This is a genomic window from Corynebacterium sp. Marseille-P4321 (assembly GCF_903645305.1).
Classification (GTDB): domain Bacteria; phylum Actinomycetota; class Actinomycetes; order Mycobacteriales; family Mycobacteriaceae; genus Corynebacterium.
The window spans coordinates 1000775-1021606 of the sequence record NZ_CAHJXO010000001.1; the positions used below are offsets into that span (position 1 = coordinate 1000775).

A 20832-nucleotide genomic window follows, 5' to 3' on the forward strand; every position below is an offset into this window, starting at 1 on the left:
GCGAAAAGCTACCGCGCGGAAATCTGGGTGACGCCCTCTGGCGGCAAGCCCGCGACGTGCGCCAGCACCTTGGAGAAGGCCTCAACGTGGGTGCGCAGATCGATCCCGTCTGCTGTCCAGGAGGCGCGCATCTCGAGCTGGTAGGCACGCGGCGGCCCACCGATCTCGCCGAAGCGCACCGACGCGGTGGAGGTCACGGTGCCGCCAAGGTTGGTGAAGCCAGCGCCCGTTTCGGCGAGGGATTCGTTGAGCCACTGCCACGCCACATCTGGAAGGAGCGGGTCGGAGGCTACGGCGTCGTCCATGTCGGCCTGGATGTAGGCCACGAGACGCATCGACCCTTCCCAGGCTTCCTCGGCGGCGGGGGAGTGCAGGAGGATGAGGCGGCCGAACGCGTCGCCTTCGGAATCGACGGGCACGTGCCCGCTGTCTTCGTCCGGGTGCGCCACCTCGAGGCCCACAGCGTGGGAGAACGGCGCGGGGCGCTGCGGCGGGCGGATGGTGCCCAGGGAGATCTCTGGCCGCAAACGCGCCGCGTGCATCGACTCCACAGCGGCGGAGAACTCCGCGGGCCAAGAGTCGTTGCCGCCGTGGGCTTGACCGGTGGCGCCCGCAGCGTCGGCAGGTGCGGGGGAGGAGGTGTCCGGATTCATCACAGGCTCCAAGCTATCCAGCGCCGGGGGAGGTGTGGGGAGGCGCGCCGAAGTATCGGGTGAGGGAGCGCGTAGACTGAAGCCATCATTCTTTAGTTTGATCCGCCTATGTGGGGCGGGAAGGGAGTTTGGTGCCGCCATGGCGAAGCTTGATTTTGATGCCCTGAATTCCGTGCAGCGCTATCTGCAGTTCGCGGTTTTCCGTGCCATCCCCGGTGCGCTGGGGTCAGAGCGCGAGCAGGTGATTGAGGAGGCGCAGGCATTCTTCAACCGCTTGGAGGAAGAAGGCGTAGTGACGGTGCGCGGTATCTACGACAACACCGGCATCCGCGCCGACGCCGATTTTATGGTGTGGTGGCACGCCAAAGAGTTCTCCCAGCTGCAGAAGGCGCTGGCGGACTTCCGGCGCACAACCACGCTGGGCCAGCTGGTTGAGCTGAGCTGGATTGGTAACGGCCTGCACCGCCCGGCGGAGTTCAACAAGTCCCACCTGCCCAGCTTCATCATGGGGGAGGAACCGGGCGATTGGATCACCGTCTACCCGTTCGTGCGCTCTTACGACTGGTACGTCATGGAGCCGACCGAGCGCCGCCGCATCTTGGCGGAGCACGGCATGGCCGCGCGCGACTTCGCGGACGTGCGCGCCAACACGGTCGAGGCGTTCACGCTCGGCGACTACGAGTGGATGCTCGCCTTCGAAGCGCCGACGCTGACCCGCATCGAGGAGCTCATGCACCAGATGCGCTACACCGAAGCCCGCCTGCACGTGCGCGAGGAGATCCCGTTCCAGACCGGTCGCCGTGTGTCGGACATTGGGGAAATCGTCCGGGTCCTGCCGTAAGGGTGCAGACGCGAAAGCGCGTCGATAAGCAATGTGCTTGCAATGCTTATCGACGCGCTTTCGCTATATCTAACGCTTCTCCAACGTGAGCGAGATGGAGTTGATGCAATAACGCAGATCGGTTGGGGTGTCATAGCCCTCACCTGCAAAGACGTGACCAAGGTGGGAGCCGCAGTTTGCGCAAAGCACCTCAGTGCGGTCCATGCCATGGGAAGTGTCGCGGCGTTCGATCACGCGATCGCCCGCGAGCGGGGTGAAAAAAGATGGCCAGCCACAGTGGGCGTCGAACTTCGTCTCGGAACGAAACAACTCCTCACCACAAGCGCGGCAGCGGTACACACCCTCGGCCTTGGTATGGACGTACTCGCCGATGCCGGGCGCCTCAGTGCCTGCCTCACGCAGCACACGGTATTCGTCGGGGGTGAGACGCTCCCGCCACTGTTCCTCAGTGAAGTCCTTAAAGTTCGGCGTGGATTCGCTCATTGCTTTCCTGCTCCCGTCGTCTCGTTCACCCGATGATCTGGCATCGCGGTCAAGGCTTGCCTTCCCTCAGATACTACCCACGCAGCGACGGCGACAATGAAAATCATCCACCCCGCTGTAGGTAGGAACGTATTCAACCACTGACCGGCCGCAGGGTAAAACCGGCTGCGGAAATCGAGCGGGAGCAGGCACAACGCGACACCGAGCCAGGTGGGCCACGCGTGTAGCGGGCTCGCAGGGCGCAAAGCAGTAAACAGAGCGGGGAAAAGCGTCATGGAGTAATACGCCTGACCGAGCGAAGACAGCACGCACACACCCGCGATGAGCACCGCGCTGCTCACGGTCAGCCAAAGCCACTCGTCGCTGTAGCGCCACCGGGCCAGCCCAAGCACCGCCACCACCACAGCGAGAGCAACCAAAATGAACAGCAGCGCGTGTGCCCAGCCCGGCATCCCGAAATACACCGCGAAGCCGGCGAGGGAAGAATTCGCGTAGTCGCGCGTCTGGCCCAGGTACGGCACCACTATGTCTATGTAGTCCCGTGCGCCCGGGGTGAGCGGCCAGGCCAAAAGATTCAGCACGACAGGCACAGCGATACCCGCGGTGACAACGCGCCAGCGCAGCTGCATCAACGGCAACACAAGCAGTGGGGCGAACATCGGCTTGACCACCACCGCCAAGCCCAGCACGACACCGGCTGCGACGTCGCGACGGGAGGCATGCAGCGCGAGGTAGGCCGTGAGTGCGAGGAGCAGCACGCCGTTGATGTTGGAAAACACCAGTGTGTTAGTCACGGCCTCCGTCGCGAATGCCAGCGCGATCGAGACAGGAAACAGCGGGTGGGAAAGTGTGAGACCAGTCAGGCGCGTGAGCCACCCCAGCGCGGCTACGATGCACACCGCGTTAGCCAGGATGAACCACGGCCGCGCAGACTCCATCGTCGGTATGAGCCCGAGCGGCGACAGCAGCAGCGTTGCGCCGGGGTTGTACAGGTAGTGCGGGTCCACGTGGTGGTAAACCTCGTTGTACACGGGCACACGCTCCACGAATCGGCGCGCCGCGGACCACACCGTAGTGAAGTCGTCCGTGGGCGAGCCCTCCCGCGCGAGCACGAACAAGCGGTGCAGCACCAAGAGCACGGCGACCGGCCACGCCGCAGCGTTCAGCGCGCGTTCGCGGCGCGCAGGCGTGGGCGCCGGTGCGGGCGAGGTGAAAAACGTCGCTGCAGATATCACGCGCTCAACCGTACCGGGCCGGGCCCGGCTACTTTTCGTGCGCGCGCCGGTAGCGGCAAAACAGCATCGAGTCCCGCGTGGCGCGGGCATCCTCGAGGGTGAAACGCCGCGTAAACGGTTGGCCGCTTTCGATGTTCAGGCCGTAGGGTTCATCGTCGTGGCCCAGCGTCGGATCGACGGTGAGGTGCAACACGTCCACTAGGTCGGCGGCGAGCATGTCCGCGTAAAGACCGGGCCCGCCCTCGCACGTAACCCGATTGAAGCCGGCACTGCGCAGCGCCGCCGCGATCTCGTCCACTTCTCCGCCGCCGGTGGATACCAAGCGGGCGCCTGCGCGCTCTAAAGCTTCGCGGTTGGGCTTCAGGGAATCGTCGATAAGCGACTGCTCCGGGGCAAGCACGAGCACCTCCCCCTCAAAGACACCGAGCGAGGTGTCGATATCCAACGAGCGCGAGACGATCGCGTACGGCGTGTCGGACCGGCCGTATCCTTCGGCGCGGACTGTGCCGGCGCCGACGAGGATCACATCCGCCCAGTCGCGCAATGCGAGCAGCAGTGCGGAATCCGTCTCGTTTCCGAAGGGCCCCGACGTGCCTCCGCGCCCGAACGCACCAAAGATGGTGGTGGCGGTGATCGCCCGGATCTCGGGCTCGGCGGGGGAGAGGACCGGGCCGATCAGCTCAGCTGGGTCGATACGCTCGGGAAAAACCATGGCAACACAGTAGCCCCGACGCGCACGCGCCGGGGCTTAGAGTGGAGCGGATGACGAGACTCGAACTCGCGACCCTCACCTTGGCAAGGTGATGCGCTACCAACTGCGCTACATCCGCATTGTGCGAACTTCGTACGCACAACGAACCTATTCGGTTGTCAGGAACCGCGAGGTTCCTGGTGCACGATACTGGGATTGAACCAGTGACCTCTTCCGTGTCAGGGAAGCGCTCTCCCGCTGAGCTAATCGCGCTGGGGTGAAAGGAAAGTGGAGGTGGATACGGGAATCGAACCCGTGTACACGGTTTTGCAGACCGTTGCCTAACCACTCGACCAATCCACCGTGGAGCGGATGACGAGACTCGAACTCGCGACCCTCACCTTGGCAAGGTGATGCGCTACCAACTGCGCTACATCCGCATTGTGCGAACCTCGTCCGCACAAGACCTATTCGGTTGTCAGGAACCTGGGGTTCCTGGTGCACGATACTGGGATTGAACCAGTGACCTCTTCCGTGTCAGGGAAGCGCTCTCCCGCTGAGCTAATCGCGCATACGGCATAAAAACCGTGGAGCGGATGACGAGACTCGAACTCGCGACCCTCACCTTGGCAAGGTGATGCGCTACCAACTGCGCTACATCCGCATGCTCCGCCGCAACTTCCGTTGCTGTGCAGTGCGAGAACACACTGTATCCGCTGCACGTCCCGCAATACAAATCCGCAGTTCAGCGCGCGTGCGACGATGTCGGCATCGGCGGGCATGTTGGCAGGGAAACTTACAGCGGTGGGATTCGGCATTGCAGAAGCACTTGCTTATCGACGCCTTCCGGTACGCCCCAAACACCCGCCCTATGCTGGCGATTCGTTTGCGGCGCCGGGTGCGGTGTAATCTTCTTTCTCGTTCGGTCCTATGGCTCAGTGGAAGAGCGTTCCGTTCACACCGGAAAGGTCGCTGGTTCGATCCCAGCTAGGACCACAATTACAGCCCCGGGCTGCGCATGGTGAGAAGCGCGGTCCGGGGTTTCGCGTTCGGCGCCCAGTGTCGCTGTGTCGTAACTTCAGCGTGGGTTGTTTGTTCAGCGTGCGTTGGTCGCTCTGCGTGCATCGCTTGTTCTGCGTGCTTCGTTGCGCTGGCGCCTACAGGAAACGCTGGCGTCTACATTTGTGATTCGCGAAGTAGACGCCAGCGTTGGGGTCTACCGCAAAGGACCTGGTCGCGAGATCCCTGGCGACTACAAGAGGCACTGGCGTCTACTTCGGGCCCCGGCCGTTGTAGACGCCAGCGTTGGGGTCTACAGCTGGCGCGCGTGAGGGGGACGCAAGCGGGCGTGAGGGGGACGCGAACGCGCGTGAGCTGGCGCGCGTGAGGGGGACGCGAGCTGGCGGGCGAAGCGTCACCGTCGCAGGACCCCAGGACGCTATGCAATGCCGTGTTTCCTCACAGCACGCACATGGAACTAACGTGGGTGGTTACACGACTACCTGCATACGTCCAACGCGAATTGAGGAGTGTACGTGAGTGATCAGCCGTTTCGATCGTCGTTTAGCGTGGCAGCGCTGGCGGGCGCGACAGCGACTGCGTTAGCTTTTGCGCCGGCGACGATGGCGCACGATGTCGTGCTGGCGTCGAATCCGGACAACGGCGGGGTGATCGACGAGTTCCCTCAGCGGATTGAGCTTGAGTTCTCCGGTGAGATCCAGGAAGGCTTCAACACTGTGGCGCTTTCGCGCCAGGATGCCGGTAATACGGAAGTGTTGTTCTCGGGCGAGCCGAATATTGAAGGACGCGATGTCACGATGGATCTGCCGGCGGACATTGACGCGCAGCCCGGCGAGTATCGCGTGGGATTCCAGATCATTTCCTCCGACGGTCACTCCACGAAGGGCATGACCCAGTTCACCTACGACCCGGACGGCACACTGAGCGCGGGCGGCGAAGTAGCGAACGCGGGTGAAGATGGTGAGGCTCCGAGCTCGCGCACTTTGTCGCTGCTGCTCGCAGGCCTGGCGGTGATCGCGGCCGCGGGTGCAGTCGCGTGGGCGCGGAGTCGTCGTTCGGCTACGGCCAAATCTCAACCACGCGAATCTCAACCACGCCCAGATGCCCAGCACCACGGCGACACCACAAACTAACGCGTAAAGGAGCACTCCCATGCACACAAAACTTCGCACACTTACCCTTGTCACCTGCAGCGTGCTCGCACTCGGGGCGTGTTCTGAAGACACGTCCGATCGTGTTGATTTTGCTGGCAGCAGCGGAATAGCGACAAACGCCAGCGGGGAAGTGGTAACCACCGGGCCGCAGATTGGGCAGAACGCGCTCGAGCTAGACGACGGGGTTATCTACGCCAAGCCGGCGGCGGACGCGGAGGGCGGTAGTGAGGAGACCCCGATCTACGGAACGTTGCGCAACACCACCACGACCGACATTGAGATCACGGGCTTTACCACCTCGCTGGGCACTGCCGCCGAGTACGAGATCCACGAAACGGTCGACGGTGAAATGCGGGAGCGGGAGGAAAGCATCCTCATCCCCGCTGGTGAAAGCCACGAGTTTAAAGAGGGTGGCGATCACCTCATGATTGTTGGCTACGGGCAGGAGCTTCCGGACGGCAGCACCCTCGACATCACCTTCGATATTGTGCCGCAGCAGAAGGTGGCGGTCTCCGGTGTGCCGGTGCGCAAGCAGCCGTAAGTCACGACAGGAGGAACTCACCGAAGCAATGGAAGGCGGACAGCAGTTGGACAGCGCAGGGCGGGCGAGTACAGAGGTAGGCAGGCGCGGGTTCCTTATGGGGGCGGCGGGGGTGACCGGGATGGCGTCGATAAGCATGCTTAGCGCATGCGCCGACAGTGACAATCCCGCGGGCGTGCCGAGCAACTCCGACGAGGACCAAGAACCGCTCACCGAAGCGATTGTCGCTTTCGACGGGCCACGGCAGGCGGGCATCGAAACGCCGACGCAGGCGGATATGAACCTGGCCGGTTTCAATCTGAAGGACGACGTGGACGCTGCGGGAGTCGCCCGCCTGATGCGCCTGTGGACGGAGGACGCGCGCGAGCTCACCGCCGGGCGCAACCCGCTTTCCAGCCTGGAACCGGAGATGGTGGAATGGCCCGCCAACCTCACTATCACCTGCGGTTTCGGCGAGCGTATCTTCGACATCGCCGCGAAAGGCAAGAAGCCGAGCTGGCTGCACGACATCCCCGAAATGGACCGCGACGAGCTCGAAGACGAATGGGGCCAGACCGACCTCGTGCTGCAGATCTGCTCCGACGATCCGGTCATGAGCGCCTGGGCGTTGCGCCACATGACGCGCGCGGGCATGGATTACGTGGAGCCTGCCTGGGTGCAGCAGGGGTTTATGAACGCGTACGGCTCTATCCCCAAAGGGCAAACTCCGCGCAATCTCTTCGGCCAGGTCGACGGCACTGTTAACCCGTACAGCGAGGAAGAATACGACGAGCAGGTCTTCGCCGAGGACGGCTCCAGCTCGCTGGTGGTGCGCCGCATCCACATGGATTTAGATGAGTGGGAGCGCCTCGACCGCACGTCGCGCGAGGAGGCAGTCGGGCGCAAGCTTTCCGACGGTGCCCCGCTCACCGGCACGGATGAGTTCGACGAGCCAGATATGGAGGCCATCGACAGCTACGGGCTGCCCGTGATCGACAAAAACTCGCACATGGCACGCTCCATGCCACCGGCAGACAAACCGGAGCAGCGTTTCAAACGCCGCCCCTACAACTACAACCTGCCACCCACACCCGGCTCCGGGCAGCTGTCCAACGCCGGCCTGATCTTCATGGCCTACCAAAAAGATCCGGACGTGCAGTTCACCCCGGTGCTCAAGCGCCTGGACGAGGCGGACCGGCTCAACGAGTGGATCACCCACATCGGCTCCGCGGTGTACTGGATCGCGCCGGGTACCGCGCCCGCAGGTAGTTCAGCGGATGGGCGCGACACGTTCTGGGGCGAGTCGGTGCTGACGTAGCGCGACGCCGCCCGCCGCCCGCAACGTCGCCCGCGCGAAACGCAACGGGTAGACTTCGTGGGCGATCCGGCGCGCTGACGCGCCGTCGGGACAAGTAAACGATCGGGGCGCGTCCAGGTATGACGCACCCCATGACGCGCAAAGGAGCGCAGCGAAGCACATGTCTGAAGCACTCATCGAGTTCGAGCCGTTTACGGTTCCCGCCGGCACCCCGGTCGGCGCCGCAATGCGGGAGTTGAACCTGCCGAACAAGGGCGAGCAGGCTGTGGTCTGCGTCCAGGACGCCGAAGGCGAGCTCAAAGACCTCTCCCACGTCCCGGAGGAGGAGGCAACCTTCATGCCGGTGGCGGCGAACACGGAGCTGGGCCGCAGCGTGATCCGCCACTCCTGCGCGCACGTGCTGGCGCAGGCGGTGCAGGCGGAGTTCCCCGGCACGAAGCTGGGTATCGGGCCCGCGATTAACGACGGGTTTTACTACGACTTCGATTCCCCCGAGCCGTTCACGCCCGAGGATCTGAAGACGCTGGAAAAGCGGATGAAGAAGATCATCAAACAGGGACAGAAGTTTGTCCGCGGCATCTACGCCTCGCCGGAGGAGGCGGCAGCAGACTTGAAGGATGAGCCGTACAAGCTTGAGCTTATCGACGATAAAGGCAACGTCGACCCGAACTCGGACGAAGCCACTGAGGTCGGCGCTGGCGATCTGACGCACTACGACAACGTCAACCCGCGCACCGACGAGGTGGAGTGGCGCGACCTGTGCCGCGGCCCGCACGTGCCGACCACGAAGTACATCCCGGCGTTCTCGCTGACTCGCTCGTCTGCCGCCTACTGGCGCGGCGACCAGTCCAACGCGGGACTGCAGCGCATTTACGGCACTGCCTGGGAATCCAAGGAGAAGCTCGACGAGTACCTCACCATGCTCGCGGAGGCTGAGAAGCGTGACCACCGCCGCCTGGGCAACGAATTGGACCTGTTTTCCTTCCCGGACGAGGTCGGCTCCGGCCTTCCGGTGTTCCACCCGGACGGCGGTATTGTGCGCCTGACCATGGAGGAGCACTCCCGCCAGCGCCACCTGGCTGCCGGCTACTCGTTCGTGAACACCCCGCACGTGACCAAGGGCGACCTGTTCAAGAAGTCTGGCCACCTGGATTGGTACGCGGACGGTATGTTCCCGCCGATGAAGCTCGACGGCGAGGTTGACGATGAGGGCAATGTGACCAAGCAGCCGGTGGACTACTACGCGAAGCCGATGAACTGCCCGTTCCACAACCTCATTTTCGATTCCCGCGGGCGCTCCTACCGTGAGCTGCCGCTGCGTCTGTTCGAGTTCGGAACCGTCTACCGCTACGAGAAATCCGGCGTGGTGCACGGGCTGACCCGTGCGCGCGGCTTCACCCAGGACGACGCGCACATCTACTGCACCGAGGACCAACTGGAAGAAGAGCTCACCCGAGTGCTCGAGTTCATCATCTCGCTGCTCAAGGATTACGGCCTGGACGACTTCTACCTGGAGCTTTCCACCAAGGACCCGGAGAAGTACATCGGCGACGACGAGATCTGGGAGCGCTCGACGAACATCCTGCAGTCTGTGGCAGAGAAGTCCGGCCTGGAGCTCGTGCCGGACCCGGCGGGCGCGGCGTTCTACGGCCCGAAGATTTCCGTGCAGGCACGCGACGCGATTGGTCGCACCTGGCAGATGTCCACCGTGCAGCTGGACTTCAACCTGCCGGAGCGCTTCAACCTGGAGTACACCGCGCCAGACGGTTCGAAGCAGCGCCCGGTGATGATTCACCGCGCACTCTTCGGCTCCATCGAGCGATTCTTCGGCGTGCTGCTGGAGCACTACGCTGGCGCGTTCCCGGCTTGGCTCGCCCCGCACCAGGTGGTGGGCATCCCGGTTGCCGATGCGTTTGGGCCGCATTTGGACGGAGTCGTCGATAAGCTGCGTGCCCGTGGCGTGCGTGCCGAAGTCGACCACTCGGACGACCGCATGCAGAAGAAGATCCGCACTCACACCACAGGCAAGGTGCCGTTCATGCTGCTTGCCGGCGAGCGCGACCTGGAAGCGAACGCGGTGAGCTTCCGCTTCCTGGACGGTAGCCAGATCAACGGCGTGCCGGTGGACGAGGCGGTTGAACTTATCGCGGCGTGGATCGCCTCGAAGGACAACACCCAGCCGAGCGAGGAAGCCGTTGCAGCCCGCCGATAACCTGGACCCGGTCGGCGCCGAGGCGGGCACGTTCACCGACACAGGTGTGGGCGACGAAGACCGCCTCACCCGCCTGTGGGCGCCGTACCGGTCGAACTACATCGCCAAAATGCCCTCCGACGGGGGAGCGAGCCGCTCGTCCGACCCGTTCGTGGAGATCCCCACGATGAGCGACGAAGACGGGCTCATCGTCGCACGCGGCGAAACCGTGTACGCGGTGCTCAACCTCTACCCGTACAACTCCGGCCACCTCATGGTGGTGCCGTACCGCAAGGTCGCGGATTTGGAGGCGCTCACCCAGGCCGAGTCCGCCGAGCTGATGGCATTTACCACCCACGCGGTGAAGACACTGAAACACGTGTCTCGCCCGGAGGCGATTAACGTGGGCCTGAACCTGGGTAAGGCCTCGGGCGGCTCGGTGGGCGACCACCTGCACATGCACATCGTGCCGCGTTGGGCTGGCGACTCGAACTTCATGACGGTCATCGGCGGCACCAAGGTGCTCCCACAGCTGCTGCGGGAAACACGCGAATTGCTGGCTGCCGGATGGATCGAGGTGGAGCAAGAAGGCGAGGTGGGCGATGCTTAGCGTGCATGGGCGCAAACCCGCGGCGGTGGTGGTAGAACCCGTCGCGCGGGGGCTGCTGAAAATGGGCCTGACGCCGAACGTGACCACCGTGGTGGGCACCGTTGCCACGATGCTTGTAGCCGTGGTGCTCATCCCGGCCGATCACCTTGTGGCCGCCGCTGTGCTTTCGGCATTCTTCGCGGCGTTTGACATGGTCGACGGCACGATGGCCAGGCTGCGCGGCGGCGGCACAGCTTACGGCGCCACGCTGGATGCGAGCTGCGACCGTATTACCGACGGCGCGCTCTTCGGCGCGATTGCCATGTGGCTCATCTATGTCGAGCAGGCGGCGCGCGCACACGTGGCGGCGTGCCTGGCGGTGCTCGTGTTGTCCCAGGTGATCAGCTACGTCAAGGCGCGCGGTGAGGCAGGCGGCTTGCGCATCGTGGGCGGCCTGGTGGAGCGCCCGGAGCGACTCATCGTCGCGCTTTTGGGCCTTGCGCTGCAGGGCTTTGGAGTGCCGAATGCGGTGGTGGTATCCCTGTGGATCCTGCTTGCGGGCTCGGTATTCACAGTGATTCAGCGCCTTGTCTTCGCGCGCCGCGATCCGCGGGCGAACGTGCGCATCGGCCCGCCGGCGGGGGCGTAGATGGCTTTCCGGGATCGCGCGGTTGCCGCCGCCTACATCGCTGGCTGGAAGCTGGTGGGGAAGTTGCCGCCGCGCTTAACTGCAAAGCTTTTCGACGCCGCCGCGGACCGCGTTTCACTCCAAGGCGCCGGCATGGACCAGCTGCGCCGTAATCTCACCCGTGTTGTCGGCGCGGAGAACGTTACCCGGAAACTGGTGCGCGATTCGATGCGTTCGTACGCACGCTACTGGCGCGAGGCCTTCCAGCTGCCGCGGCTTGCCGGGGATCCTGAGCTCATGCGGCGCCTCGACCCTGCGGTGAAAGGACTCGAGCACCTCGACGCTGGCCTGGCGAAGGGTAGAGGTGTGGTGCTGGTGCTGCCGCACTCAGGCAACTGGGATATGGCGGGCATGTGGCTGGTGCAGCGTTACGGGCAGTTCACCACGGTTGCAGAAAGGCTGAAGCCGGAGGCGCTTTTCGACGCGTTCGTGGACTTCCGCCAGTCCTTGGGCTTCGAGGTGCTCGCGCTCACCGGCGAAAAAACCCCGCCGTACGCCCGCTTGCGGGAAACGCTTGAAGCGGGAGGGATTGTGTGCCTGCTCGGCGAGCGCGACTTCAGCGGCCGCGGTGTGCCCGTGACTTTCTTCGGCGAGGGAACGACCTTCCCGGCCGGCCCAGCGAAGCTTGCCGTGGAAACGGGGTCTGAGCTGCTCGTCGTGCATTCGTGGTTCACGGGGGATGCCGCCGGCCCAGGCTGGGGTTTGCAGGTGAGTCCGCCGCTGGAGGTGACCACGGTTGCCGAGACTACCCAGCGCATCGCGGACGGGTTTGAGGCAAACATTGCCGCCCATCCAGAGGATTGGCACATGCTCCAGCCGCTGTGGCCCGCCGACCGCGAGCTGCGACGTCGCTTGGACCCGCGGCGGCGGGAGGGCTAAGCCATGCGGGTGGGATTGGTGTGCCCGTACTCTTTCGACGAGCCGGGCGGGGTGCAGGCGCACGTGCTCGATCTTGCGGAGCAGCTGCGCGCAATGGGCCACCACGCCCAGGTGCTGGGTCCAGCCTCGGAGGGGACGGAGTTGCCCGAGTACGTTACCCGGGGCGGGCCGGCGGTGCCGATTAAGTACAACGGTTCCGTTGCCCGTTTGTCCTTCGGGCCGCAGGTGCGCCGTATCACCCGCGATTTCATCGAGGGGGGCAACTTCGACGTGCTGCACCTGCACGAGCCGAATTCGCCGAGCTACTCGCTAGCGGCCGCGGGCATGGCGCAGGGGCCGATTGTTGCGACCTATCACGCGTCCGCGGATTCGTCGTTGGCGCTGCAGCTGGCGCTGCCCGCGCTGCGGGCGCGTCTGGAGAAAATCCGTGCAGGCATCGCCGTGTCCGAGATGGCCTACAGGTGGCAGGCCGAGCAGGTGGGCACAGACCCGGTGATCATCCCGAACGGAGTGGACACCGACCGTTTCGCCGCCCAGCGCGCGCCCCGCAACCACTCCCGCGAGGTGGAGATCGCGTTTCTGGGCCGCCTGGACGAGCCGCGCAAGGGGCTAGACATCCTGCTCGAGGCGCTGCAGCTTATCGACGCCCCCGTGCGTGCCACGGTGATGGGCGCCGGCACGCCGCGCGAGGTTGACGGGGTGACCTTCACCGGCAAAGTCACGGAGGCGCAGAAGGCGGAGATCCTCGGCCGCGCGGACATCTTCGTGGCCCCCAACACCGGCGGAGAATCCTTCGGCATCATCCTCGTCGAGGCGATGGCTGCAGGTTGCGCGGTGGTGGCCAGCGACATCGAGGCGTTTAGCGCCGTCGAGGCGGGCACGGGGCTGCTGTTTCCGGTCGGGGATGCTTCGGCGTTGGCGCGGCAGTTGCAGTTGCTTATCGACGATGCCGGGCTGCGAAACCACCTCATCACCGCAGGGCAGGTGCGCGCCCAGGATTTCGATTGGTCTACCGTGGCCCGCAAGATTCTGGCGGTGTACGAAGCGGTGGCTAACGAGGAGAAAGTAGGGGTGCAGCGGTGGACTTTGGGATCGTAATTGCGGTTGTCGCCGCCGTGGCGCTCGCGCTTGTGCTGGCGTGGGCGTTTTACACTGCGCAGCGGCTTAACCGCCTGCACATCCGCCTGGACCGCTCGCGCGATGCGCTGCAGGCGGCACTTGACCGGCGCTGCGCTGTCGTCGCCACGCTGTATCCGCAGCTCGCTACGAACGCCCGGGCGACGGAAGAGGTGCGCCTCACCCCGCATGACCTGGACTCTCGTTTGCAGGCTGAGGCGGCCTTCATGGCGGAAGTCGCAAAGTTAGAGGCCGCAGGTGGCGCAGCGCCGGCGCAGCTCGAAGACGCAAGTACTCGCGTGATGCTCGCGGCGCGTTTTTACAATGATGCGGTGACCGACACGCTCTCCTTGCGCCTGCGCCCGTCGGTACGCGCGCTGAGTCTCGGCGGCACCGCGGCACTTCCTTCATATGCCGGCGAGCACCGTCGATGATTCGTACGTTAACGAGGTGCGTATACTGAACTGTCGTTCATTGACACTATCCGTCGACCGAGGAAGAAGGGGTGCGCGATGGCTGGCCACTCAAAGTGGGCTACAACGAAGCACAAGAAGGCTGCGAACGATGCGAAGCGTTCGAAGCTGTGGGCGAAGCTAATCAAGGACATTGAGGTCGCGGCCCGTACGGGCGGCGGCGACCCGGCTGCCAACCCCACCCTCGACGACATGATCAAAAAGGCCAAGAAGGCCTCTGTGCCGGGCGACAACATCGAGCGCGCCCGCAAGCGTGGTTCCGGCGAGATCGCCGGTGGCTCGAACTACGAGACGGTGATGTACGAAGGCTACGGTGTGGGCGGCGTAGCCGTGCTCATCGAGTGCCTGACGGACAACCGCAACCGCGCGGCAACCGACGTGCGTACCGCCATGACCAAGAACGGCGGCAACCTCGGCGAGTCGGGCTCCGTGGCCTACATGTTCGAGCGCACCGGCGTGGGGACCATCAAGAAGGGCGACCTGACCGAGGACGACGTGCTCATGGCGGTTCTCGACGCTGGCGCCGAGGAGGTCAACGATCTGGACGAGGAGTTTGAGATCATCTGCGCACCCACCGACATTCCTGCTGTAAAAGATGCGCTCACCGCCGAGGGTATCGAGGTGGAGGATTCGGAGCAGGAGTTCCGCGCCGACGTGGAGGTTGAGTTGGACGCCGAGGGGGCGAAGAAGATGATGCGCATCATCGACGCGCTCGAGGAGTCCGACGACGTGCAGAACGTGTACACCAACATGAGCATCTCGGACGAGGTCGCGGCGCAGCTCGACGATTAATCTCGCTGAAAAAATCTGCGAAGTGGGGCCACCGACTCAGGTGGCCCTTTTTTGTTGTTGGCACGCGACCGCCGACACACACGAGACGCGGCCGTACATGAAATGCCGACGGTATGTGGTAGAACATATGTGTCAAGCACGCCACCAAGCCGGAAGGAGACGCAGTGAACCTGGAAGGGTTGCGCGTGATGGGGATCGACCCGGGGCTGACCCGGTGCGGCCTTTCCGTGGTGCAAGCGGGCCGCGGGCGCCAAATTATTCCGGTTGCCGTCGGTGTGGTGCGCACCCCCTCCACAGCCGAGCTGTCGGAGCGCCTGCTTCGGATCTCGCGGGCAGTCGGGGACTGGATGGACGAGTATTCCCCGGATGTCATCGCGATGGAGCGAATCTTTGAGCGGGGTAATGTGTCCACCGTGATGCACACTGCACACGCGGTTGGCGTGCTGGTGCTTGCCGCGGCCGAGCGCGGCATCCCAGTGCACATGTACACCCCGTCCGAGGTGAAGAAAGCCATCTCCGGAAACGGCCGGGCCGATAAGAAGCAGATGACGTCCATGATCACCCGTATCCTGGGGCTTTCGGAGGCGCCGAAGCCTGCCGACGCGGCCGATGCGCTCGCCATTGCCGTGTGCCACTGCTGGCGCGCCCCGCTGATGGCACGGGCGAACCAGGCTGCCGCGCAGTTACAGACCAACACCACCCAGAAAGCGGTATCTCGATGATTGATTCTCTCAACGGCGAAGTGCTCTCGATCGGCTTGGATCACGCCGTGATCGAATGCGGCGGGGTGGGGTACCGCTTCCTGGCCACACCGCAAACGCTGGGTCGTCTCACTCGCGGCGAGCAGCGCCGGGTGATGACCTCGATGGTGGTGAAAGACGACGGGATAACGCTGTTCGGGTTCTCCGATGCGGATTCGCGAGAAATGTTCCACAAGCTGCAAGGGGTCTCCGGATTGGGGCCGAAGCTCGCGCTGGCGGCGTTGTCCGTGTTCGATCCCGGGGAGTTGTCGTCTCGTATTGCAAACGGGGACGCGAAGGGCATCCAAACCATTCCTGGAGTGGGGAAAAAGATGGCCGAGCGCATCGTGCTTGAGCTCAAAGACAAAGTGGAGGCGTTTTTACCTGCACAGTCGACGCGCGCTGGTGCGGCAGCATCGTCGTCAAGCGCAGGTGCCTCCTTGGCTGCTGAGCAAGTCGTGGAGGCTCTCCAGGGGCTCGGATTCAACGAGCGCCAGGCGCGACCTGTGGTAGATGCGCTGGTGGAGGAAACTCCGGACGAAGACGCCTCCGCGCTGCTGCGTAAGGCGTTGAGCCAACTGGGGAAGAAGTAACCGATGTCGGACGTAGAGAAGACAGAGTTTGAGCTTCCGGAGGGCTTTGCAGCGCGCAGCCCGTCACCGGTAGACGCGCACGCCACTGCTGAGGAACATGACGTCGAGCGCTCGCTGCGCCCGAAGTCCATCAGCGAGTTCATCGGGCAGCCGAAGGTGCGCGAGCAGCTCAACCTCGTTCTTGCTGGAGCCCGCTCGCGCGACGTGGTGCCGGACCACATCTTGCTTTCCGGGCCTCCCGGCCTGGGCAAGACCACGATGGCGATGATTGTGGCGCAAGAGCTCGGCACGTCGCTGCGGATGACATCCGGCCCGGCTCTCGAGCGCGCCGGCGACCTGGCGGCGATGCTGTCGAACCTGATGGAAGGCGACGTCCTATTCATCGACGAGATTCACCGCATCGCGCGCCCGGCCGAAGAAATGCTTTATATGGCGATGGAGGATTTCCGCATCGACGTCATCGTCGGCAAAGGCCCGGGTGCGACATCCATTCCGCTGGAAATCCCCCCGTTTACGCTGGTCGGCGCGACGACACGTGCCGGTATGCTCACGGGCCCGCTGCGTGACCGATTCGGCTTCACCGCGCAGATGGAGTTCTACGACGTGGAAGACCTCACCAAGGTGGTTGACCGCGCGGCGAACATTCTGGGCGTACGCATCGACCGCGACGCTGCGGTGGAGATTGCGTCGCGCTCACGTGGGACACCGCGTATTGCCAACCGTCTGCTGCGGCGCGTGCGCGACTGGGCCGACGTGCACGGCGACGGTCGCGTGGACTTAGAAGCGGCGCGCGCCGCCCTTGATGTGTTCGACGTCGACGAGCTCGGCCTCGACCGTCTCGATAGGGCGGTACTGAGTTCGCTGATCCGCGGGCACGGCGGCGGGCCGGTAGGTGTCGGCACGCTTGCAATCGCGGTGGGTGAGGAGCCCAGCACGATTGAGGAAGTATGCGAGCCGTACCTGGTTCGAGCAGGGCTGATGTCTCGCACCGGACGTGGGCGCGTAGCCACCGCGGCAGCCTGGGAGCACCTCGGATTGCAGGCGCCCCCAGATGCGCCGGGCCAGATGTCGCTGTACTAGCGAGCGGTATGGATGCTCGACGTACTTTTTGGCACAAAAGCCGATATGGAACAATTGGGCGCTATGGATCTGATCTTTCTCGTAATTCTCCTGCTCCTGCTGCTCCTGCCGACCATTTTGATGACACGGGGGCAGAAGAAGCGCCAGCAGCAAGTCCAGGAGATGCAGGCGTCGCTTCGCCCGGGCGACCGGATTGTAAATGTGGCTGGGTTCCACGGCACCGTCGTGGCCACCAACGGCGAGGTGCTCGAGGTGGAGATTGCGCCCAACACTGTCGTTGAGATGGAAGTCGCGGGTGTGATGAAGAAAGTGGAAGACGCCCAGGTCGCGGCGGAGGGGCTCGGCGAGGTACCGGGTTCTGCAGGCGAGGCTTGGGAGGGCGGCGAAAACTCTGTCGCCCGAGAGTCCTACCCGGGCGACGAGCTGCCCGGTGAACCCGAGGGGGGCTCGAAGCGCATCTAGTCCCGCGCCCATTCGCCACGTCCGGTTCCTTTCAGAAGGGGACCGGACTAAGTTTTTGTCGAGCTATGACGTAGCATGTCTGGTTGTGTCTCTGCAGGAGCGCCATCTCAGCGCGCGCCGAATCGGCGTAGGTGGGGCGGGTCCGCGGAGCGATTGAGAAACAGAATCTGGTTTAAGAGGAGTCGGCTCAGTGCCTCAAAACACTCGGCGATCCGGTGAGGCGAATTCGAAGCGGCGGTGGCCCGCGCGAGCGCTCGCCCTATTCGTCCTCATAGTTGTCATTGTTTACTCGCTGGTGTTTTTCACGGGCTCGAAGTCCGCGGAGCCGAAGCTGGGCATCGACCTGCAGGGTGGCACCCGCGTCACCCTGGTCCCGCAGGGTGAGGAGCCAACCGCCGAACAGCTGCAGGACGCCCGACGGATTCTTGAAAACCGCGTCAACGGCATGGGTGTCTCCGGCGCTTCCGTTGTGGTGGACGGAAACACAATTGTTATTGAGGCGGCGGGCGACGACACCTCTGAGATCCGCAACATCGGCCAGACGTCCCAGCTGCTGTTCCGCCCAGTTATGCAGCCCCCGGCCGCGGACCCGGCCGTGGTTGACGGCGTGATCATGGACATGATCGAGGAATGGGTCAAGTACGGAATCTTTACCCCGGATGAGGCGCAGTCGGTGCTCACCCAGCTCGCCACCCAGCAACAGCAGGCGGAGCAGGACGCGCAGAACGCTGAAGAGGGGACCGAGGAAGAAGCGGACAACACCGAGGGCAAGGATCCGGTTCCCACCACGGCACCGGAAGAGGTGCCGGAGGTAGACGTGCCGGAGGTCACCGCCCAGCCGCTGCCGGAGCCGGAGGGCCCGGTTGAGGCGGCGGAGCGCCGCCAGGAAACGACGGACATGCTGCGCCGCACGCGGCAGTCGCAGGACCCGAACGAGCAGTTCGCGGCCATGACGCTGATGCAGGCGCGCTGCTTCGGCCAGACGACCGACCCGCTCGCGGGATCGGATAAGGAGGATCTGCCGCTGGTGGCGTGCGACCCGTCGACCGGGCAGACGCTCTTGCTCGCTGAGGTGCCGCTGCTGTCCGGTGTGACGGAGGCAGACGGTCCGCGCCTGACCGGTGAGCAGATTGATACCACGCGTCCAATTACCGGAGGCTTCAACCCGCAGTCCGGCCAGATGGAAATCAGTTTCGCGTTCAGCCAGGACGGCGACGTCAACGGCTCCAGCACCTGGGCGCAGCTGACGAGTGAGATGCTGCAGGAGCAGATTGCCATCACGCTTGACTCGCAGGTTATTTCCGCACCGGTGATCCAGGGTGCTACGCCGGTCGGCTCCGCTACCTCGATTACCGGCCAGTTCACCCAGGAGGAAGCCGAGGCGTTGGCGAACAACCTGCGTTACGGTGCGCTGCCGCTGTCGTTTGCCGGCGAGGACGGCGAGCCGGGCGGCACCGCGCTGACCGTCCCACCGTCACTGGGCCAGGCTTCGCTTCAGGCCGGTATCTACGCAGGCCTGGTGGGCCTGCTCTTGGTGGCCATCTTCGTGTTCGCCTACTACCGCCTCTACGGCCTGATCTCTCTGATCACGCTCGTGGCTGCCGGTGCGCTCGTCTACGGCGCACTCGTGCTGCTGGGTCGCTGGATCGGCTACGCGCTCGACCTGTCTGGCGTGGCCGGTCTGGTCATCGGTATCGGTACCACCGCGGACTCCTTCATCGTCATCTACGAGCGCATCAAGGACGAGGTGCGCCGCGGCAAGACGTTCCGTTCCGCCACCGCCTCCGGCTGGGACCGGGCGAAGGACACCATTATCACCGGTAACATGGTCACCCTCATCGGCGCGGTGATCATTTACTTCCTCGCCGTGGGCGACGTGAAGGGCTTTGCGTTCACCATGGGCCTGACCACGGTCTTCGACCTGCTGGTCACCTTCTTGGTCACCGCGCCGCTGCTCATCCTCGCGTCCCGCAGCTCGTTCTGGTCGAAGCCGTCCGTCAACGGCATGGGTAAGGCGTTCGCCACGGCCGAGGCCAACCGTGCAGCTTGGGTAGACCAGGCTGGCGAGGTAGTCGTCGATAAGCAACCGCTCGTTGAGGCGGCCCCTGCCGCCGCGATTGAGGAGAAGTAACGATGTCGAGCACCAAGGTAACTGCAACCGAAACGGCGCAGACTGAACAGGCGCCCACCCCGGGGCGCCGCGGCGGCGAATCGCTGTACGAGGGCACCGGCGCGATCGACTTCGTCGGCCGCCGCAAACTCTGGTACGGCATCTCTTTGGCCCTGTTGATCATCTCGCTGCTGGCAATGCTGTTCCGCGGCTTCAACATGGGCATCGACTTCGAGGGCGGCACGAAGCTGTCCATGCCCGCCGGCGACCTGGTCGTCGAACAGGTCGAGGAGACGTTCACTGAAGCCACCGGCATCACCCCGGAGCTCACCCAGATCGTCGGCGCGGGCGATGCACGCACTTTGGAGATCAACTCCGCGCACCTCTCGCAGGAGCAGATTGACGCCGCGCGCCAGGCAATTTTCGACGAGCACCAGCCGACCGACCACAACGGCGAGCCCTCGGCTGACGCGATCGGCGACTCGACGGTGAGTGAATCCTGGGGTTCCACCATTACCAACCGCATGCTCATCGCAATGGTGACCTTCCTGATCGCGGCCGCGGTATACGTCGCGCTCCGTTTGCAGCGCGAGATGGCGTTCGCAGCGATGGCCGCGCTGCTCTTCGACGGCGTAGTGATCATGGGCATCTACGCACTGTTCGGTTTGGAAATCACCCCGGCGATGATCATCGGTCTGCTCACCGTGCTTACCTTCTCCCTCTACGACACGGTGATCGTGTTCGACAAGGTGAAGGAGAACACCTCCGGCGTGCTGGATTCGCGTCGCTCCACCTACGCGGAGGAAGCGAACCTGGCGGTGAACCAGACCGTGATGCGCTCGATTTCCACCTCCGTCATCTCCGCGCTGCCGATTGTGGCGCTGATGCTGGTCGCCGTGTGGATGCTGGGCGTGGGCACCCTGCGCGACCTTGCACTCATCCAGCTCATCGGCGTGGTGGAAGGCGTCATTTCCTCGCTGTTCCTGGCTACTTCCTTGCTCGTTTCTGCGGTGTACCGCAAGGACAAGTACAAGCGACACGACGAAGAGGTCCAGGCGTACCGCAACGGTGGTGCAGACGAGGAGGCTGAGGTCTCCGCGGCGCCGAAGCGCCAGGTCACTGCGCCGGCATCGCGCACGGCCGGTGAGAGCGCCTCGAGTTCCGCGGCAACCTGGCGCCCGAACAGCCGTTAACCGTTGAGGTC

Annotated in this window: 21 protein-coding genes and 7 tRNA genes; 18 read left to right on the forward strand and 10 right to left on the reverse strand. The window is 64.2% G+C overall.

All coding sequences use genetic code 11. From position 1 onward, the window contains the following. Window positions 1-8: 8 nt before the first annotated feature. Window positions 9-665, reverse strand: a complete 657-nt coding sequence (locus HWX32_RS04505; protein WP_254868270.1) for a DUF3000 domain-containing protein — start codon at window positions 663-665, stop codon at window positions 9-11. A gap of 127 nt (window positions 666-792) precedes the next feature. On the opposite strand from HWX32_RS04505, the gene hemQ reads away from it, so the two are divergent. Beyond that, complete coding sequence (hemQ, locus tag HWX32_RS04510) at window positions 793-1494, forward strand: hydrogen peroxide-dependent heme synthase (protein ID WP_175934872.1); 702 nt, start codon at window positions 793-795, stop codon at window positions 1492-1494. Between the two features lie 69 nt (window positions 1495-1563). Here the strand turns inward: hemQ and msrB are convergent, their stop codons facing one another. The 9 genes from msrB to HWX32_RS04555 all read right to left on the reverse strand — a co-directional run bounded on the left by msrB (window position 1564) and on the right by HWX32_RS04555 (window position 4567). Continuing rightward, window positions 1564-1977: a peptide-methionine (R)-S-oxide reductase MsrB gene (gene msrB / locus HWX32_RS04515; RefSeq protein ID WP_175934873.1), complete on the reverse strand. Its 414-nt coding sequence runs from the start codon at window positions 1975-1977 to the stop codon at window positions 1564-1566. Beyond that, window positions 1974-3212 carry a glycosyltransferase family 87 protein gene (locus tag HWX32_RS04520; RefSeq protein ID WP_254868273.1) on the reverse strand — a complete coding sequence of 413 codons (1239 nt, stop codon included), beginning with the start codon at window positions 3210-3212 and terminating at the stop codon, window positions 1974-1976. Before HWX32_RS04520 ends, msrB begins: the two co-directional genes overlap by 4 nt. A 28-nt stretch (window positions 3213-3240) precedes the next feature. Beyond that, window positions 3241-3924: a dihydrofolate reductase family protein gene (locus HWX32_RS04525; RefSeq protein ID WP_175934875.1), complete on the reverse strand. Its 684-nt coding sequence runs from the start codon at window positions 3922-3924 to the stop codon at window positions 3241-3243. A 42-nt stretch (window positions 3925-3966) separates the two neighbouring features. Beyond that, window positions 3967-4042: transfer RNA gene (locus HWX32_RS04530), tRNA-Gly, on the reverse strand. 59 nt (window positions 4043-4101) lie between these two features. Further along, window positions 4102-4176, reverse strand: a tRNA-Val gene (locus HWX32_RS04535). Between the two features lie 16 nt (window positions 4177-4192). Then, a tRNA-Cys gene (locus HWX32_RS04540) sits at window positions 4193-4266 on the reverse strand. 1 nt (window position 4267) lies between these two features. Beyond that, window positions 4268-4343: transfer RNA gene (locus tag HWX32_RS04545), tRNA-Gly, on the reverse strand. A 56-nt stretch (window positions 4344-4399) separates the two neighbouring features. Further along, a tRNA-Val gene (locus HWX32_RS04550) sits at window positions 4400-4474 on the reverse strand. A 17-nt stretch (window positions 4475-4491) separates the two neighbouring features. Continuing rightward, window positions 4492-4567, reverse strand: a tRNA-Gly gene (locus tag HWX32_RS04555). A gap of 260 nt (window positions 4568-4827) precedes the next feature. Here HWX32_RS04555 and HWX32_RS04560 point away from each other — a divergent pair. The 17 genes from HWX32_RS04560 to secF all read left to right on the forward strand — a co-directional run bounded on the left by HWX32_RS04560 (window position 4828) and on the right by secF (window position 20821). Beyond that, window positions 4828-4899, forward strand: a tRNA-Val gene (locus HWX32_RS04560). Window positions 4900-5438: 539 nt separating this feature from the next. Beyond that, complete coding sequence (locus tag HWX32_RS04565) at window positions 5439-6056, forward strand: copper resistance CopC family protein (protein ID WP_254868274.1); 618 nt, start codon at window positions 5439-5441, stop codon at window positions 6054-6056. A gap of 19 nt (window positions 6057-6075) precedes the next feature. After that, window positions 6076-6618: a copper chaperone PCu(A)C gene (locus HWX32_RS04570; RefSeq protein ID WP_175934876.1), complete on the forward strand. Its 543-nt coding sequence runs from the start codon at window positions 6076-6078 to the stop codon at window positions 6616-6618. A gap of 28 nt (window positions 6619-6646) precedes the next feature. Then, window positions 6647-7915 carry a Dyp-type peroxidase gene (locus HWX32_RS04575; RefSeq protein ID WP_254868275.1) on the forward strand — a complete coding sequence of 423 codons (1269 nt, stop codon included), beginning with the start codon at window positions 6647-6649 and terminating at the stop codon, window positions 7913-7915. Window positions 7916-8075: 160 nt separating this feature from the next. Then, window positions 8076-10127 (forward strand): threonine--tRNA ligase, encoded by a 2052-nt coding sequence (gene thrS, locus HWX32_RS04580; protein ID WP_075466669.1) that lies wholly within the window; start codon window positions 8076-8078, stop codon window positions 10125-10127. Next, entirely contained in the window at window positions 10111-10716 is a 606-nt protein-coding gene (locus HWX32_RS04585; RefSeq protein WP_303049135.1) for an HIT domain-containing protein, read from the forward strand. Before thrS ends, HWX32_RS04585 begins: the two co-directional genes overlap by 17 nt. Continuing rightward, window positions 10709-11344 carry a phosphatidylinositol phosphate synthase gene (gene pgsA, locus HWX32_RS04590; protein ID WP_075466671.1) on the forward strand — a complete coding sequence of 212 codons (636 nt, stop codon included), beginning with the start codon at window positions 10709-10711 and terminating at the stop codon, window positions 11342-11344. Before HWX32_RS04585 ends, pgsA begins: the two co-directional genes overlap by 8 nt. Next, a complete protein-coding gene (locus HWX32_RS04595; RefSeq protein WP_175934877.1) occupies window positions 11345-12262 on the forward strand; it encodes a phosphatidylinositol mannoside acyltransferase in 918 nt (305 codons plus the stop codon). Between the two features lie 3 nt (window positions 12263-12265). Continuing rightward, window positions 12266-13360: a glycosyltransferase family 4 protein gene (locus HWX32_RS04600; protein WP_075466675.1), complete on the forward strand. Its 1095-nt coding sequence runs from the start codon at window positions 12266-12268 to the stop codon at window positions 13358-13360. Then, the gene (locus tag HWX32_RS04605; RefSeq protein WP_254868276.1) at window positions 13342-13812 is read left to right on the forward strand and encodes a hypothetical protein; all 471 of its coding nucleotides are present in this window, start codon (window positions 13342-13344) and stop codon (window positions 13810-13812) included. Before HWX32_RS04600 ends, HWX32_RS04605 begins: the two co-directional genes overlap by 19 nt. 78 nt (window positions 13813-13890) lie before the next feature. Beyond that, window positions 13891-14643 (forward strand): YebC/PmpR family DNA-binding transcriptional regulator, encoded by a 753-nt coding sequence (locus HWX32_RS04610; protein ID WP_175934878.1) that lies wholly within the window; start codon window positions 13891-13893, stop codon window positions 14641-14643. Between the two features lie 164 nt (window positions 14644-14807). Next, entirely contained in the window at window positions 14808-15365 is a 558-nt protein-coding gene (gene ruvC / locus HWX32_RS04615; RefSeq protein WP_075466679.1) for a crossover junction endodeoxyribonuclease RuvC, read from the forward strand. After that, window positions 15362-15976, forward strand: a complete 615-nt coding sequence (gene ruvA / locus HWX32_RS04620) for a Holliday junction branch migration protein RuvA (protein WP_175934879.1) — start codon at window positions 15362-15364, stop codon at window positions 15974-15976. Before ruvC ends, ruvA begins: the two co-directional genes overlap by 4 nt. Before the next feature lie 3 nt (window positions 15977-15979). Continuing rightward, window positions 15980-17056, forward strand: a complete 1077-nt coding sequence (gene ruvB / locus HWX32_RS04625; RefSeq protein WP_175934880.1) for a Holliday junction branch migration DNA helicase RuvB — start codon at window positions 15980-15982, stop codon at window positions 17054-17056. A 63-nt stretch (window positions 17057-17119) separates the two neighbouring features. Beyond that, window positions 17120-17518 carry a preprotein translocase subunit YajC gene (gene yajC, locus HWX32_RS04630; protein ID WP_254868277.1) on the forward strand — a complete coding sequence of 133 codons (399 nt, stop codon included), beginning with the start codon at window positions 17120-17122 and terminating at the stop codon, window positions 17516-17518. A 190-nt stretch (window positions 17519-17708) separates the two neighbouring features. Next, window positions 17709-19649 carry a protein translocase subunit SecD gene (gene secD, locus HWX32_RS04635; protein ID WP_175934881.1) on the forward strand — a complete coding sequence of 647 codons (1941 nt, stop codon included), beginning with the start codon at window positions 17709-17711 and terminating at the stop codon, window positions 19647-19649. A 2-nt stretch (window positions 19650-19651) separates the two neighbouring features. Further along, window positions 19652-20821 (forward strand): protein translocase subunit SecF, encoded by a 1170-nt coding sequence (gene secF / locus HWX32_RS04640; protein ID WP_175934882.1) that lies wholly within the window; start codon window positions 19652-19654, stop codon window positions 20819-20821. Window positions 20822-20832: the final 11 nt, after the last annotated feature.